The organism is Exiguobacterium mexicanum, assembly GCF_005960665.1.
In the GTDB taxonomy this organism is placed as follows: domain Bacteria; phylum Bacillota; class Bacilli; order Exiguobacteriales; family Exiguobacteriaceae; genus Exiguobacterium; species Exiguobacterium mexicanum_A.
In genome coordinates this window covers 2,473,690-2,487,688 of the sequence record NZ_CP040676.1, presented here as the reverse complement: position 1 = coordinate 2,487,688, position 13,999 = coordinate 2,473,690, and the positions used below count along the sequence as shown (strand labels likewise).

Genomic DNA, 13,999 nt, shown 5'->3' with positions numbered 1-13,999 from the left:
AGCATCTTCTACTTAATCCCCGAATTTCACGAATGAAAACGCAAAAGGCCGCAGACAATCTGTCTGCGGCTTGCGTATTCGATTCAATCGTTATTTTTTGATGACGACCGTGTTAGCGGATGCGCCTTTCGTGTAGCTGATTCGTTTCACATTCTCTGCCCCGCGGATTTCCGCAAGGTTCGTTCCATCGACAATCACTTCTTTGACGATGGCGCCTTTGAAGTCGATGATGGCACCGGCTTCTTTCGGTTTCACTTGAACGACGACGTTTTTGAGCGGGTCACCTGTCAATTCCGTGTAGGCGCCGCGTACAAAGATGCCGTTCTTGAAGTTCGTGCCTTTGCCGATTGTCACGCCGATGAAGTCATCTTGGAGGACGAGGCGTGCCGCCTTGTTGTTCTCGACTGTGTAACGCGTCAATTCCACTTCTGGCTCCGGAGTGAGATCGATTTGTGCGAGGACCGGGTCGTGGTCACTGGCGCGGCCCGACATCTCCGTGAAATCAGCGTTGACGTGAATCATATCGATTTCGGTCGTCGCCGCTAAACGGTTCGACACGAGGATATGGTCGAGCACTTGCGAGTTCCCTTGATAGACGTACGAGTAACGGTCGACGGCCGGGACTTTCTCGACCATGTTCGTCATCAAGTCGCCTTTGAAGATTTGCATCGCGTCTGAGAACTCGAAGTCGTTAAAGTCACCGAGGGCGACGACGTTCGCGTCCGGGTTGTCCGTCTTCACGTCAGCGACGAAATCATGGACGATTTGAGCGATTTGTTTCCGTTGGACTTCACTACCGAGCACGACCGGCTGTTTTGAGCCGAAGACGCCCGTGTCGCCACCTTTCGAGTTCCAGTGGTTGGCGATGACGACGACGTTCTCGCCTTGGAAGTCGAATTGCGCCGCGAGCGGTTTACGTGAGCTGTTGAACGCCGGGTTGAGCGGGTCGATGCGGCCCGGGTTGTGCGTCAACTTGCCGTTCTCATAACCGACAGCTGTCGTTGCGTCACCGGCAGGGATGCCTTCTGTGAGCGAGACACGTTCCGGGTCATACAAGAAGCCGACACGGATGTTGGCGTTCGGTGCACCGCCATCTTTGTTGTTTTCTGGGTCGATGTTGACGTACTTGTACGATTTGCCGCCGATCGAGACGATATTGTCAATCAAGCGTTGATAGCTTTGGTCGGCCGCAGAATCGCCTGTGCCCTCACCGTTGTTGTCTTGAACCTCGGTCACGCCGATGATGTCCGGGCTGTTCAATTCCTCGACGAACGCTTTCGCGAGTTTAAGTGCCTTCTCATCCGATGTTTCCTTCACGTTGTTCGAGAAGTTCTCGAGGTTGTAAGAGGCGATCGTCAATTTGTCCTCTTCGGCTTCGATGAACGTCGTCTCGCGCTTGGCATCGCCTTTGACGAAGGCGGCTTTCATTTCGTCGAGTGAGGCTTGAATCTTGTAGTTTCCGAACGAGTATCCGACGATTCCGACGATCGGGCCGTTGAATCGGTCACCGGTCGCGACATCGAATTCACGCGCTTCCACGTTTGGTTCGAGACGGAATTGGATCCGTTCCGGGTTGGCGTCATCTTTTTTAAGAAGCACACCACCGTTGAACGTCTCCGTGGGTGTTCCTTCGAGCACGGTCACGAGGTCGCCGTATTGTTGTGGGGAGACAGATTTAAGGTTGCCCGTCTCGACGCGCATCCCTTCAAGGCTCTCCCAGAAGTCGATGGCGTCTTTGTCCGGGTTGAAGACGGCGAGGGCGTCGCTGTCGATGAACTCGGTCGGCAAGTTCGACTCGTCGATTTTCACTGGCGTCGGGAGGGCGACACCGCTCTTGATGACGTCAACACCACCGTTACGTGTATCGATTTGCGTCATCTTCATGTCCGTCTGTTGACGGTCGCTATATCCTTCGATGGCGTACTCGCTGACGAGACCTTTCACGCTGACGAGGTCTCCGACTTGAATGCCGGCGATCGAACGGCCGCCATACAAGATGATTCCTTCTGACGTGCGTGCGTCTTGGTCCGCTTCCATGTCAGGTGTTTGAATGTAGTAATACGTCGTTCCGTTCGAGACGAACGAGTACGTGACGATTCCTTCGACACCTTCGACCGTCTGTCCGTTCATCGGCGACGTATGGCTCGCGCCTTGAATGTCGTGGATGCGGATCTTGTCCGTGATTTTATAGTCGAACGTCGTCACGGCGCTGAACGAATCACCTGATTTGACGGCCACTTTGAGCGTCTTCGTTTCTTCAATGCGGACTGGTGATGTATAAAGCGTACCGTTCACTTTCGGGTCCGACCCGTCGAGCGTGTAATAGATGTCAGCGCCCGCTGTCGTCGTCGAGAGTGTCACGTCTTGTGGACCGACGAACGTGCCCGCACCTGGCTTCGCAGTTGCCGGACGGAGTACCGACGCGTCGATGACCGTGTCAGATACGTCACGCGGGATGATTTGATACGTGTTATCGAACTGTTGCACGATTCCTGTGATTGACGAGTAGTTGACGTCCGTCTGTAAATCGAGAATGCCGCGCTCATCGCGCACGACGAATTCTTTCGTTCCGTCTGTGGCCGTCAAGTTTTGACCACTGCCCGAGAGCGTGACGTTATTGACGGTGACGAGTTCAGACTCGACGTCCTCATTGATCTGTTCGCCAGTGAGAACTTGCGCAGCCGGGACGCTCGCCGCTTGTTTTGAAACGACGACGGCGCTGTTCAATTGAAGCAGTTCACGATACGAACCGATTGCACCCGTGACGACGACTTCATCCCCGACGTTGACGGCGAGTGACGTCGGACGGACCGAGAGACCGCCTGTCGCATCTTGAATCGAAATCGTGTTGGCCAGTTTCGCCGTGACGACGCCTTTAATCGTGACCGTTTTACCTTCGGCTTTCGTACGGGCGTCACTGATCGAGATCGGAGTGACCGGCGCCGGTGGTTCTACCGTACCGCCATCGCCGTATTCGACGCCTTGGAACGTGTGGGCTCCGAGGTTCGTGAACGTATCGATTGGTTGTGTGTTCCATTCAGTGGCCGGGTCGAACGCATCGGCGCCGTTCGCATCCCCTGTCGTGACCGTATCTTTTCGAACCAACGACTGGTCAGCCGTGGCGACGCTAGTTCCCCATTTCGTACCCGGATCGAATCCGACTTGACCGAAGACGTCGAGCACCGTGTCGCCTTTTTTCAAGACGAGCGTGTCATCGCCGTTAAAGTTCGTCACACCGCTTGTCGTGTTCGACTTCGCTTTCAAGGCATCGCTCGCGTTGGCGTTGACGATGACATACGTGCCACCTGGCTCGAGCGTACCTGTCAAATTGAGGGTCGTGCCTGGAGCCGTCCCGCCGTTTGAATACAGTTCAAGTTTATAGGCCGAGAGGTCGATGGCCGTATTCGTTCCATTGAACAGTTCGATCGCTTTATTGTTGCTAGAGCCTTCAACATATTCCGAAATGAATAAATCTGTAGCGTTCAACGTCTCTGCGTGTACGTTTGCCGCAATCGGCGTCATGCTGCTGACGATGAGTCCAGCCGATAAAGCGAGGCCGGTCATTTGTTTGAATGAACGTGCTTGTAATTTCCCCATGTGTTAGTCTCCCTTTGATTATGTAGATGGCCGATACGATGTCCCAGTTCGTGTGGTCACTTGCTTGAGCGGATGCCCCCTTTAGGTCAAAACGAAATGATAGCGCTTACATCACTCGACTTGAGGTAAGGAAGATGCGTTCATATTCCCTCCATCGATTGACGGATTCCACTATCATTTACCAACTTTTCAACTACATGTTAAACATAACCAAGCAGACGTCAGAACTCAATCCACTTATTGCGAAGTTCATATTACAGTTTGATTACAGACCAGAAGAAAACAAGGCAGAGGTCAATCGGGTTGACGGGACGTCGTCCAACTCTTACAATTCATTAATACAATTAAGTATATCGGTTAACTGTGGATTAAATAGGGAGGAAACGAATGACGACAATTACTTATCCGGTCATCCCGGGAGCGGGCGCGTTTTATTATGAAGGAAATGAAATAGGAATCTTATTGTGTCACGGCTTTAACGGGACGCCTCAAAGTGTGCGTGATGTCGGGATCGCCTTGATGGAGAAAGGATTCACCGTCTATGCGCCTCGGCTCAAAGGACATGGGACGGACCCGGAAGAGTTCCGGCACTCGACGCGCCGTTGCTGGTACGAGTCGATGGAAGCCGGCATCCGTCTCTTGCGCGAGCGATGTCGACACGTCATCGTCGTCGGGCAGTCGATGGGTGGAACGCTGGCGATGAAGGCGGCCTTGTCCGGTCATGCCGATGCGATCGTCACCATCAATGCGGCGTTGTCGGTCCCGGGCTATGCCTGTCACGCCACAGATGATGTCTGTCGCTTCATCGATGAAGATGAACCGGACATCTGTGCACCGGGCGTGTATGAGATCGTCTATGACAAAGTCCCGACGTCAGCCATCCGTGAACTGCTCGCGCTCATCGAGGAGGTGCGCCCGATGGTAGCTGAGGTGGCCGTCCCAACGTGCGTCATCCATTCCGCCATCGACAATGTGGTCCCTCCAGAAGATTCGGTATGGCTCTACGAACAAGTACAAGCACCGAAACAACGGGAAGTGCTCGAACGCTCGTACCATGTGGCCACGATGGATTATGATCGCGAGCGGTTGGCCGACGTCATCGGTGCGTTCTGTGAACAAGTCGCGACCATCTCTAAAATGTAGTCCTCGGACTGCATTTTTTTATATGTGATTATTTGCAAACGCTTGCACAAGTGCTATTCTAGGATTAGATTCATCCTGAAACAGGTATTGCTGTTCAAGTATATAAAATATAAATGATGAGATGTAGGAGGCAAGCGGCGTATGGAGTCGATGGTCAGTAGACAACAAGAGAAGCAGAAAACGGTCACCCGCACGTGGTGGAAAGAAGCGATCGCATATCAGATTTACCCGCGTAGCTTTAAAGATTCGAACGGAGATGGAATCGGCGATCTCCGCGGTATCATTGACAAGCTGGATTACTTAGAAGACCTGGGGATCGATGTGATTTGGATTTGTCCGATGTATAAGTCTCCGAACGATGATAACGGATATGATATCTCGGACTATGAAGACATTATGGAAGAGTTCGGAACGATGGAAGACTTTGATGCGTTGCTCAAAGCAGTCCACGCCCGTGGAATGAAATTACTGTTAGACCTTGTCGTCAACCATACCTCTGACGAGCATCCATGGTTCGTCGAATCAAAAAGTTCGAGACACGACCCGAAGCGGGACTGGTACATCTGGCGTGACGGAACGGATGAGGCACCTCCGAACAACTGGGCGAGTATCTTTGGGGGCTCGGCTTGGGAATACGATGAAACGACCGAGCAATATTATTTGCACGTCTTCTCTAAAAAACAGCCAGACTTGAACTGGGAAAATGAAGAAGTGCGTGGCGCCGTCTATGACATGATCAACTGGTGGCTCGACAAAGGAATCGACGGATTCCGAGTCGACGCGATCAGTCACATCAAGAAGATGCCAACTGAGACGATGTTGCCGTCTCCAGACGGGAAACCGTACGTCACGGCGTTCTCCATGTATTCGAACATCGAGGGTATCCACGACTATCTGCAAGAGATGAAACAAGCGACATTCGCCAAGTACGACATCATGACGGTCGGTGAGACGAACGGAATTGAGCCACAAGCGGCCGATTTGTGGATGGGACCGGAAAACGGGGCGATGAACATGGCGTTCCATTTCGACCACGTCGACATCATGCGCAAGTCACGCCTGGCTCCGCTCGATGTCGTCAAGCTGAAGCGGATTTTTGACAAGTGGCAACAAGGCCTGCTCGAGACGGGATGGAACGCTCTCTATATCGAGAACCACGACATGGTGCGCGCCGTCTCGCTCGTTGGGGATGAGAACCATTACTGGCGCGAAAGCGCGACCGCCCTTGGCATGATGTACTTCTTCATGCACGGGACGCCGTTCATCTATCAAGGTCAGGAAATCGGCATGAAAAACGTACCGCTCCCTTCGATTCATGACTATGACGATGTGGCGACAAAAAATGAATATTTCGAACGGATTGCCAACGGTATGAGCGAAATCGATTCGATGCAACACGTATGGGGCACGTCGCGCGACAACGTCCGCACCCCGATTCAATGGGACGCGTCACCGAACGCGGGCTTTTCGACGACGAAGCCGTGGATGCCGATCCACGAAGAATATGAGACGCTTAACGTCGACGCCCAATCGAAGGATGCCCACTCGATTCTATCGTTCTACAAGGCGATGATTCGTCTTCGTCGGGCCGAAGAGACGTTCACGTACGGCAGTTACCGTGATTTGCTGCCGGACCATCTGCAAGTGTTCGCCTATGAACGGAAGTTTGAAGAACAGACATTTTATGTCGTCGTCAACTTGACGGCAAACCCTGCCGAGGCGACGCTTCCTGGTCTCGACAAAGCGACGCTCGTCTTGACGAATGAGATGGACCCTGAGACGATTGAGACGGAAACGTTTATGATGCGGCCGTTCGAAGCAAGGTTGTATCGTTTATAATTGAGAAGGCACCTTCACGTCGAAGGTGTCTTTTTTAGGAGGTGGGATCATGCATCACTTCGAGATTAGAAACGAGGAGACGACATTCCGGTTCGTCATCGCGGAAGCGTCACGCGACACGTTACGACTCGTCCATGCGCAAGTCATCGAGACGGTCCGGACGGAGGCGTATGTCCAATTTGCACGGGATTTGACCCATGCCTTTCACGCGTTGCAAGGAGTGGCTCGATTACAAAATGAGGCAGGGCGAGTGATTTTGACAATCTCGTTCGAACGAGGCCGCGTCGAGGTCGAGACGGATTGGGGACAGGGGACGAACCGATTCGAGACCGATCAAAGTTATTTGACGAGGACGGTCGGACAAATCGGCATCGTGGAATAGATTGTGACAAACGCGGGAAAAGAGCATATGATAGAGGTTGACTATACGGAAAGGGGTGTCGGGTATGGATGGCACGAAACGCGCGGACATTCGCCCAGGGCTCCACGTCCAGATTGTCCTAAAACAAGATCAGCGGAGTGGGAAGTTGACGTCAGGCGTCGTCAAAGACATTTTGACGAACTCGCCGCGTCACCCGCACGGCATTAAAGTACGCTTAAGCGATGGACAGGTCGGTCGGGTGAAAGTGATCGAAGCTGGAGGTGAATAACATGACTGAAAAGAAATTAAGTTTTCAAGAGGCGATGAAGCAAAAACTCGCTGAAAAGAAACAAAACGAGACGAAAGTGCCGACAGGACTTCGTGGGACGAAGCAGAAACCGTTGACGAACCAGTTGACGAAGAAGCCGAACAACCAGAAGAAACGGACAGGCGTTTAAAAAGCAGCCGCTCACAATGAGCGACTGCCTTTTTTGTTTGTCCAGGTTTGTTCAGTCATGTGACGTACCGATGAAATAGCCATTGTTGAAGTGGTCGAGCAGCTGTTGATAGTACTTCATCTGTTCAACGTTCTTGCTTGCAAGCGCCGCGTCCGCACCGGCGAGCAATTCACCGACGGTCAACCCGACCTCGCTATTGTCTATGGCATAGACGAGCTCGAGATCGAGCACATCAGTACCGTTTAACAAGACGTTGATTTTTGCAGCCGTCAGTTGCATAATCAATCGTTTCTCTTCGGTCATTCCTCTTTTCGCGGGATCCATGAGCAGGGCGAGTGCTTCACGGTCGTCAGTCACGCTATAGGTTTGGCCGTTGAGTGTAATGAACGTTCCATACGAGAACGTTACTTTGTCGAAGTTGAATGTGTTTTTCCAGAAACCGATCGTATACACATCATAGTCGTCCGTTGGTGGCGGTGGTGGCGTACATTCTTCCACCGTCAACGTGACGTAGCGGACCCAAGGAGTACCGACGCCCGGATCACCCGGATAGGCTGTTTCGTTCGAACCGTTCACGACCGTATCCAAGTGGAGGAAAACATTGAATTGGAATTCGTCTGACAAAAGCGTGGATTCAGTGACTCCAAGGTAACCGGCGAGATTCGCATACGGAATCAGTAACTGTGTCGGGTCGACAAGTGATTTGATCTTGAATTCATATGCACCGGGACTTCCACGCTCAAGAGACTCGGTCGTTAAACGGAAATCAATCTTGATGTTTTCTGGTACATCCTGTAAGACGACCCCGTCATTCAAATCGATGACGATTTTCAGCCCATCGGCAACGAACTCAAAGTCAACAGTACCAATCGGGATGTTTTGTCCCGCATAAATCGTTGTACTCGACGTCGTCGACACACACCATTGTTTACTACTTTCTTCCGCAACGACTCCTTTCATTGGCAAGAGCGACAGCACGAACATGAGCACGAACAACAGTGACCACCATTTTCGATGCTTCTTCATCTCGTTCCCTTCTTTCCTCGTGATGACTGAACGTGGTGTTATAGAAGGTGCACACCTACAGTTATTTATTACCCGGTCAATTAGCGTTCAGTCGCAAATCAGGGAAATAATTCAAACGAGATGAGAAATGTAAACAATATTCACATTAAAACCTATTCACAAAGCGAATAGTTTGAAACAAGTTGAATGAGGACGTCAAAATACAGCAGGGAAATAAAGATTTATTATTTCTTTCAGATAACTTTGTAAGCGCTTTAAATAAAGCTATAACTCAACTTTTGTTATATAACATATGAAATAAGTGTGAACTGACCTATAAAAAAATTATTGATAATTGTCAGAATCTTTGTATAATTCAAAACAAGACATTATAAAACATCTTAACAACTTTAGATTCACACAACAGGGAGGAACTTATTTATGGAAGCCGTGCAAAGCATGTTACAAGGAAGCGTCGATTACATGAACAACATCTTATGGACGTATGTTCTCATCGTTGCGCTCGTCGGAGCCGGGATTTACTTTACAGTGAGGACACGCTTTATGCAGTTCCGTTACTTAAAAGAGATGTTCCGGGTCGTCGCTGAAAAACCGGAGGTCACAGACAGCAAGAGCATCAGTTCAATGAAATCGTTCTTCATCGGAGCAGCCACACGAATCGGGACGGGTAACTTGGCCGGTGTCACCGTCGCCGTGACGGTCGGTGGACCAGGAGCGGTCTTCTGGATGTGGATCGTCGCGCTTCTCGGTGGAGCGACAGCGATGATTGAGAGCACGCTCGCACAAGTCTATAAAGTAAAAGATGACGTCGCGTACCGCGGCGGTCCAGCATACTACATTGAAAAAGGACTCAACAACCGGGCCCTTGGTATCGTCTTCGCCGTCTTAATCGCGGTGACGTTCGGTCTCATCTTCAACTCAGTGCAATCGAACACGATCGCGGCCGCGTTTGATAACGCGTTCGGCATCGATGCCGTCGTCGGTGGAGCCATCCTCGTCGTCTTGACTGGATTGGTCATCTTCGGTGGTGTACACCGTGTCGCCAACTTCTCGGCAATCGTTGTACCGATTATGGCTGGATTGTACTTGGCCATCGCCGCTTATGTCGTCGTCGTCAACATCACAGAAATCCCAGGCGTGTTCGCGATGATCTTCCAGAGCGCATTCGGTCTTGAGCAAGCGTTCGGTGGATCGGTCGGAGCAGCCATCTCGATGGGTGTACGTCGCGGTCTCTTCTCGAACGAAGCAGGTATGGGTTCGGCACCAAACGCGGCAGCAGCCGCAGAAGTTTCACACCCAGCGAAACAAGGTTTCCTTCAAGCGCTCGGCGTCTTCTTGGACACGTTGATCGTCTGTACGGCAACAGCGGCCATCATCCTCCTCTCAGACAGCTATGCTGCCGGTAACGGAGAAGGAATCGTCATGCTTCAAAATGCATTGAGCGAACAAATCGGATCATGGGCGCCAGCGTTCGTCGCTGTCAGTGTCTTCTTGTTCGCCTTCAGTTCAATCGCAGGTAGCTACTACTACGGTGAAACAAACATCGAGTTCATCAAGAAGAGCAAAAACGCAGTTCTTGGTTTCCGCCTTGCGACAATGGCGTTCGTCTTCATCGGAGCGGTCGCAAGCCTCGGCTTCGTCTGGAGCTTGGCTGACTTGTTCATGGCAGGGATGACGTTAATCAACATTGCAGCCATCACGTTACTCGGTGGCGTCGCCTTCAAAGTCCTTCGCGACTACGAAGAGCAGCGTGCCCAAGGGCTCAACCCACGCTTCTCGGCCCGTAAACTCGGCATCGAGAACACGGAATGTTGGGACGTCGAAGAAGAAGAAGTCGCACAAGGTGCAGTCCAAGCGGCTGCTGCCGATACGACAAAAGGTTAATTCGTTCAATGTGCAACAACAGGGGCCCTGCGCATCGGGGCCCCTGTCTTTTTATGCGTTTTGACGGATCGATTCAATATTTTTCTCGGCAGGTTTCGCGTTCAAATGGACGTACGTCCCGGCGACGAACAAAGCGCCTCCGACGATGTTGCCAAGCGTGGCAAACACGAGATTGTTCAACGCCAGCCCGAGATTGATCGCCTCAGATGGGGCGTAATAGAGCGCGAGCCCGAAGATGCCCATATTGGCAATCGAGTGCTCGAAACCGGCGGCGAAAAAGACGACGACCGGGAGCATCGTGAGCATAATCTTCGCAACGTCATTTTTCGTCTTCAACGGCATAAAGATAGCGATACAGACGAGGATGTTGCACAAAATCCCTTTCAAGAAAATCGCGAGTACGTCTCCGCCCATTTTTTTCGCGGCGACGACCGATAACAGGTGGTCGGCACTGACATCGCCCATGCTATGGGCACCGATGACGAGCCCGACGAGGATGAGCGCACCGACCAAGTTACCGAGCCAGCTGATGCCCCATACGGCCGTTAAATCGCGCCAGTCGACACGTCCGCGTTTCGCGCCCGTATACAAATACATCGTATTGCTCGTGAACAGCTCTCCGCCCGTCCAAACAATGAAGACGAGGGCAACCGAGAAACTCATCCCCGCGAACAGCATCGTTCCTGGCACATCGATGAACATGTTTCCGACGGAGAAGGCAAAGACGACCCCAATTCCAATCAGAAAACCGGCGACGATGGAGCGGAGTGCGTAGTGACCGAACGCGTGACGCAACAACGTCGCTTTTTTATAGGCGGCTTCTTCCATATACTCGACAGCTTGTTTTTCCATTTGAACACGGCCTCCTTTAGACAACTTAAGTCTAGGAGGTCTACAAAAAGTTTGCAATTGTTTTCACAAACTTTTTTGAAAGCCGTTCCAACTGTTCACATCGTTGCCACGAGTTCGACTTTCATCCGGTCCGGATCTTCAAAGTAAAGCGCGGTGTAGGACGGTCCTCCGGCGTGCGGGAACCGATCGGCGTAGAGCTCGGTGAATCCGTGCTGTGTCAGTTCTTCACGGAAACTTACGAGTTGCTCAATCGACTCGGCGTGGAAGGCGAGATGGTTCAACCCGGTCTTCTTGCGATGGTACGGCGGCTCGAGATAATCGGCCTCGGTTTGGACGAAGACGAGATACGTATCGCCGAAACGATAACTCCTTCCTTCTTCCCATTGTTGGTAGACGGTATAGCCGAGCTCAGTGAGGAGCCAGTCCCACGCCATGAGGCTCTTGTTCAAATCAGAAACGTACAGTTCGACATGATGTAACATCGGTCTCATCCTTCCGTCGGACGTTTCAAATTTGTCCGTTTAGTATAATGGTTATTATATAACGAATGCAGGGGGAACCATATGGACAACACGGGGCTTGTCTCGAACATATTGATTGCGGGGAAGACCGGGGTCGGCAAGAGCGCTTTTTTAAATTATATTTACGGGCGTGATGTGGCCGAGTCACGTGCCGGCAGCCCAGTGACGGCGGAAGGGCTGCATGAATATGAATACTATGACCTTGAGCGAGGCATCTTGTTCCGTTTCTTCGATACATGGGGACTTGAGGCGGACCGATCCGACGAATGGCATGAGGCGGTATTGTCCATCGTCAATCAACGGGAAGGTGCACTCGATATCGCCGATTGGTTCCATACGATCTATTACTTACTGTCCATCAACTCGGGACGCGTCGAGGCGTACGAGTTAGAAGCCATTTTAAAACCGCTCTATGCGAAACGAAGCAACGTCACGATCATCTTGACGAACTATAACCCGGACAGTGCGATGAACGTCGAGAAGGCGGAGGCGATGGAAGCAGTCCTCATGCGTGAGCTCGGAATTTCACGGGATGCGATGATTCGCGTCAACAGTGTCGAAAAGAAGTTGCTCGGTGGACAAGTCGTGCCGCATATCGGATATGAGGCAGTGTGGCAACGTAATCGGACCAACCTCTGGAAAGACGTCGAACGAAAACTGCCACACAACTTGACGCGTCATTTATTGACCGAGTTAGAGGCGTGGCGCGCCCGAAGCTATCGTTCGGCTGAAACAATCCGCATGATCACCCCGCAAGTGATGATCAGCTGGAAAGCCCGCCAAATCGAAAAAGACTTGGAACAAACACTCGAAGCGGCCGCCGAGACCACAGAGGCCGCGATGGCCCAAGGTGTTCGTCACTACATTCAACTGATGGAGCGTTATCCGCTCGTCGGTGCCCCGTCTGACCTTGTGTTCAAAACACGCCGGGTCGAGCTCGGGTTTGACTATTCATTCAATCGCACCGTTCGGAAGATGGTGCTCGGGATGATCCCGGGCGTCCACTTCATCTATTGGGCGTTCAAACGGAGGACGGCGGAGCGAGGTATCAAAAAAGCTGTCGATCAGCAATACGAGTTGGTCAAACAGACGATTGAGCTGGATGTGCGCCGTGGTTTCGAGGAAGAGATGCGACGGCTTGGCCGAACGCTCAATCAATGAGGAGGAACTGACATGGAGAAAAAAGTCCCATTCAATTTGGATACGTATGACTTAAAAGAAGAACTCGACCGGTTGCGCGGAAAAGTAAAAAAACCGAACATCTTGATCGCGGGAGCGACCGGGTCGGGCAAGAGTTCCGTCGTCAACCACGTCTTCGGTCGTGACTTGACGAAAGTCGCCGCCGGCGAGCCGGTGACGCGCGGGATCCATCAGTTCATGAGCGACGACATCGCCATCGTGCTTTATGACAGTGAAGGGTATGAGATTGGGAGTGCCCGGCAACAAGCATATGCTGATGAAGTCATCGGTTTCGTCGAACGGGCCCAGACGAAAGGGGCGGCCGAACAAATTCATCTTGTCTGGTATGCCATCAACGCCTCGATGAAACGGGTCACGCCGCTTGATCGGGCGCTCATCAAACAATTGAACGAAGCGACGTCGGTCGCGGTCTTGTTGACGCAAATCGATCAAGTCGACCTAGATGAACTGATGGCGCTCCGAAACGAGTTAGTGGACGTTGTCCCGGAACAGGCCGTGTTCCAAGTCAGTGTCGCTGAAGAGCTGTTGAATGACCAAGAACTTCGGAACCATCTCGATTGGGAGCGTCTCGTCACCTGGTCTGTCGAACAACTCGACCAATCGCTCCAAGAAGGACTGCTCATGGAGATTCACGCAGAGAGCGAGGCGATGCTCAAGCTGAAACGGAAGAAAGCGAACCGGATCATCTCGGGTTATGTCGCCAGTGCCGGGACGGCGGCGGCGGTCCCGCTCCCATTCGCCGATGCGATCGCGCTCACGCCGATTCAAGTGACGATGAGTGTTCACTTGTTCCGTTATTGGGGTGTGAAAGCGAATGACGATATGTTGAAGACGCTGATTGGGAGCACCATCATCCCTCAAATCGGTCGGGCGCTCTCGAAGACGATTTTATTGAACGTCATGAAGTTCTTCCCAGGGGCAAACGCCGCCGCGAGTGTCATCAATGCGACTGTCGCGTCAGGCATCACCTGGGCGATCGGGCTCGCCATCAACGAAGTTGCGTACCGGAACGCGATGGACTCATCGAAAACAATCGAGCAACTGCTCAACAGTGACTTCGGCTCGCTATTCGAGCAGTTCATGGAGCAAAATCCAGTAACGAAAAAGAAACCTTGATT

12 protein-coding genes are annotated in these 13,999 nt (G+C 52.0%); 8 read left to right on the top strand and 4 right to left on the bottom strand.

The genetic code is table 11. The features are described 5' to 3' along the window. Positions 1-90: 90 nt before the first annotated feature. On the bottom strand, positions 91-3,597 hold the full coding sequence (locus tag FED52_RS13180) for a DUF8508 domain-containing protein (protein ID WP_138860164.1): 3,507 nt from the start codon (positions 3,595-3,597) through the stop codon (positions 91-93). A gap of 387 nt (positions 3,598-3,984) precedes the next feature. Here FED52_RS13180 and FED52_RS13175 point away from each other — a divergent pair, with 387 nt between their 5' ends. The 5 genes from FED52_RS13175 to FED52_RS13915 all read left to right on the top strand — a co-directional run bounded on the left by FED52_RS13175 (position 3,985) and on the right by FED52_RS13915 (position 7,398). Continuing rightward, positions 3,985-4,740: an alpha/beta hydrolase gene (locus FED52_RS13175; RefSeq protein WP_138860163.1), complete on the top strand. Its 756-nt coding sequence runs from the start codon at positions 3,985-3,987 to the stop codon at positions 4,738-4,740. A 141-nt stretch (positions 4,741-4,881) separates the two neighbouring features. Next, on the top strand, positions 4,882-6,579 hold the full coding sequence (locus FED52_RS13170; RefSeq protein ID WP_371816329.1) for a glycoside hydrolase family 13 protein: 1,698 nt from the start codon (positions 4,882-4,884) through the stop codon (positions 6,577-6,579). A gap of 49 nt (positions 6,580-6,628) precedes the next feature. Beyond that, on the top strand, positions 6,629-6,961 hold the full coding sequence (locus tag FED52_RS13165; protein WP_138860162.1) for a hypothetical protein: 333 nt from the start codon (positions 6,629-6,631) through the stop codon (positions 6,959-6,961). A 64-nt stretch (positions 6,962-7,025) separates the two neighbouring features. Beyond that, positions 7,026-7,229 carry a YwbE family protein gene (locus tag FED52_RS13160; RefSeq protein WP_021067949.1) on the top strand — a complete coding sequence of 68 codons (204 nt, stop codon included), beginning with the start codon at positions 7,026-7,028 and terminating at the stop codon, positions 7,227-7,229. 1 nt (position 7,230) lies between these two features. Further along, entirely contained in the window at positions 7,231-7,398 is a 168-nt protein-coding gene (locus FED52_RS13915; RefSeq protein WP_021067950.1) for a hypothetical protein, read from the top strand. 51 nt (positions 7,399-7,449) lie between these two features. Here the strand turns inward: FED52_RS13915 and FED52_RS13155 are convergent, their stop codons facing one another. Further along, positions 7,450-8,424: a hypothetical protein gene (locus FED52_RS13155; RefSeq protein WP_138860161.1), complete on the bottom strand. Its 975-nt coding sequence runs from the start codon at positions 8,422-8,424 to the stop codon at positions 7,450-7,452. 420 nt (positions 8,425-8,844) lie between these two features. Between FED52_RS13155 and FED52_RS13150 the strand changes: the two genes are divergently transcribed. Continuing rightward, on the top strand, positions 8,845-10,308 hold the full coding sequence (locus FED52_RS13150) for an alanine/glycine:cation symporter family protein (protein ID WP_029596374.1): 1,464 nt from the start codon (positions 8,845-8,847) through the stop codon (positions 10,306-10,308). A gap of 51 nt (positions 10,309-10,359) precedes the next feature. On the opposite strand, the gene FED52_RS13145 is transcribed toward FED52_RS13150, so the two are convergent. Together FED52_RS13145 and FED52_RS13140 are read right to left on the bottom strand one after the other, a co-directional pair. After that, positions 10,360-11,160 carry a formate/nitrite transporter family protein gene (locus FED52_RS13145; RefSeq protein ID WP_034780479.1) on the bottom strand — a complete coding sequence of 267 codons (801 nt, stop codon included), beginning with the start codon at positions 11,158-11,160 and terminating at the stop codon, positions 10,360-10,362. Between the two features lie 95 nt (positions 11,161-11,255). After that, positions 11,256-11,642: a VOC family protein gene (locus FED52_RS13140; RefSeq protein ID WP_034780480.1), complete on the bottom strand. Its 387-nt coding sequence runs from the start codon at positions 11,640-11,642 to the stop codon at positions 11,256-11,258. Positions 11,643-11,723: 81 nt separating this feature from the next. Between FED52_RS13140 and FED52_RS13135 the strand changes: the two genes are divergently transcribed. After that, positions 11,724-12,842 (top strand): GTPase, encoded by a 1,119-nt coding sequence (locus FED52_RS13135; protein ID WP_138860160.1) that lies wholly within the window; start codon positions 11,724-11,726, stop codon positions 12,840-12,842. A 12-nt stretch (positions 12,843-12,854) separates the two neighbouring features. Next, complete coding sequence (locus FED52_RS13130; RefSeq protein WP_138860159.1) at positions 12,855-13,997, top strand: YcjF family protein; 1,143 nt, start codon at positions 12,855-12,857, stop codon at positions 13,995-13,997. The last annotated feature ends 2 nt before the right edge of the window (positions 13,998-13,999 follow it).

What these genes read in the sequence shown, in the direction of transcription:
- FED52_RS13165 (WP_138860162.1), top strand. Translation starts at nt 6,629, where the DNA reads ATGCATCACTTCGAGATTAGAAACGAGGAGACGACATTCCGGTTCGTC.
- FED52_RS13915 (WP_021067950.1), top strand. Translation starts at nt 7,231, where the DNA reads ATGACTGAAAAGAAATTAAGTTTTCAAGAGGCGATGAAGCAAAAACTC.
- FED52_RS13155 (WP_138860161.1), bottom strand. Translation starts at nt 8,424, where the DNA reads ATGAAGAAGCATCGAAAATGGTGGTCACTGTTGTTCGTGCTCATGTTC.
- FED52_RS13160 (WP_021067949.1), top strand. Translation starts at nt 7,026, where the DNA reads ATGGATGGCACGAAACGCGCGGACATTCGCCCAGGGCTCCACGTCCAG.
- FED52_RS13170 (WP_371816329.1), top strand. Translation starts at nt 4,882, where the DNA reads ATGGAGTCGATGGTCAGTAGACAACAAGAGAAGCAGAAAACGGTCACC.
- FED52_RS13180 (WP_138860164.1), bottom strand. Translation starts at nt 3,597, where the DNA reads ATGGGGAAATTACAAGCACGTTCATTCAAACAAATGACCGGCCTCGCT.
- FED52_RS13150 (WP_029596374.1), top strand. Translation starts at nt 8,845, where the DNA reads ATGGAAGCCGTGCAAAGCATGTTACAAGGAAGCGTCGATTACATGAAC.
- FED52_RS13145 (WP_034780479.1), bottom strand. Translation starts at nt 11,160, where the DNA reads ATGGAAAAACAAGCTGTCGAGTATATGGAAGAAGCCGCCTATAAAAAA.
- FED52_RS13140 (WP_034780480.1), bottom strand. Translation starts at nt 11,642, where the DNA reads ATGTTACATCATGTCGAACTGTACGTTTCTGATTTGAACAAGAGCCTC.
- FED52_RS13130 (WP_138860159.1), top strand. Translation starts at nt 12,855, where the DNA reads ATGGAGAAAAAAGTCCCATTCAATTTGGATACGTATGACTTAAAAGAA.
- FED52_RS13175 (WP_138860163.1), top strand. Translation starts at nt 3,985, where the DNA reads ATGACGACAATTACTTATCCGGTCATCCCGGGAGCGGGCGCGTTTTAT.
- FED52_RS13135 (WP_138860160.1), top strand. Translation starts at nt 11,724, where the DNA reads ATGGACAACACGGGGCTTGTCTCGAACATATTGATTGCGGGGAAGACC.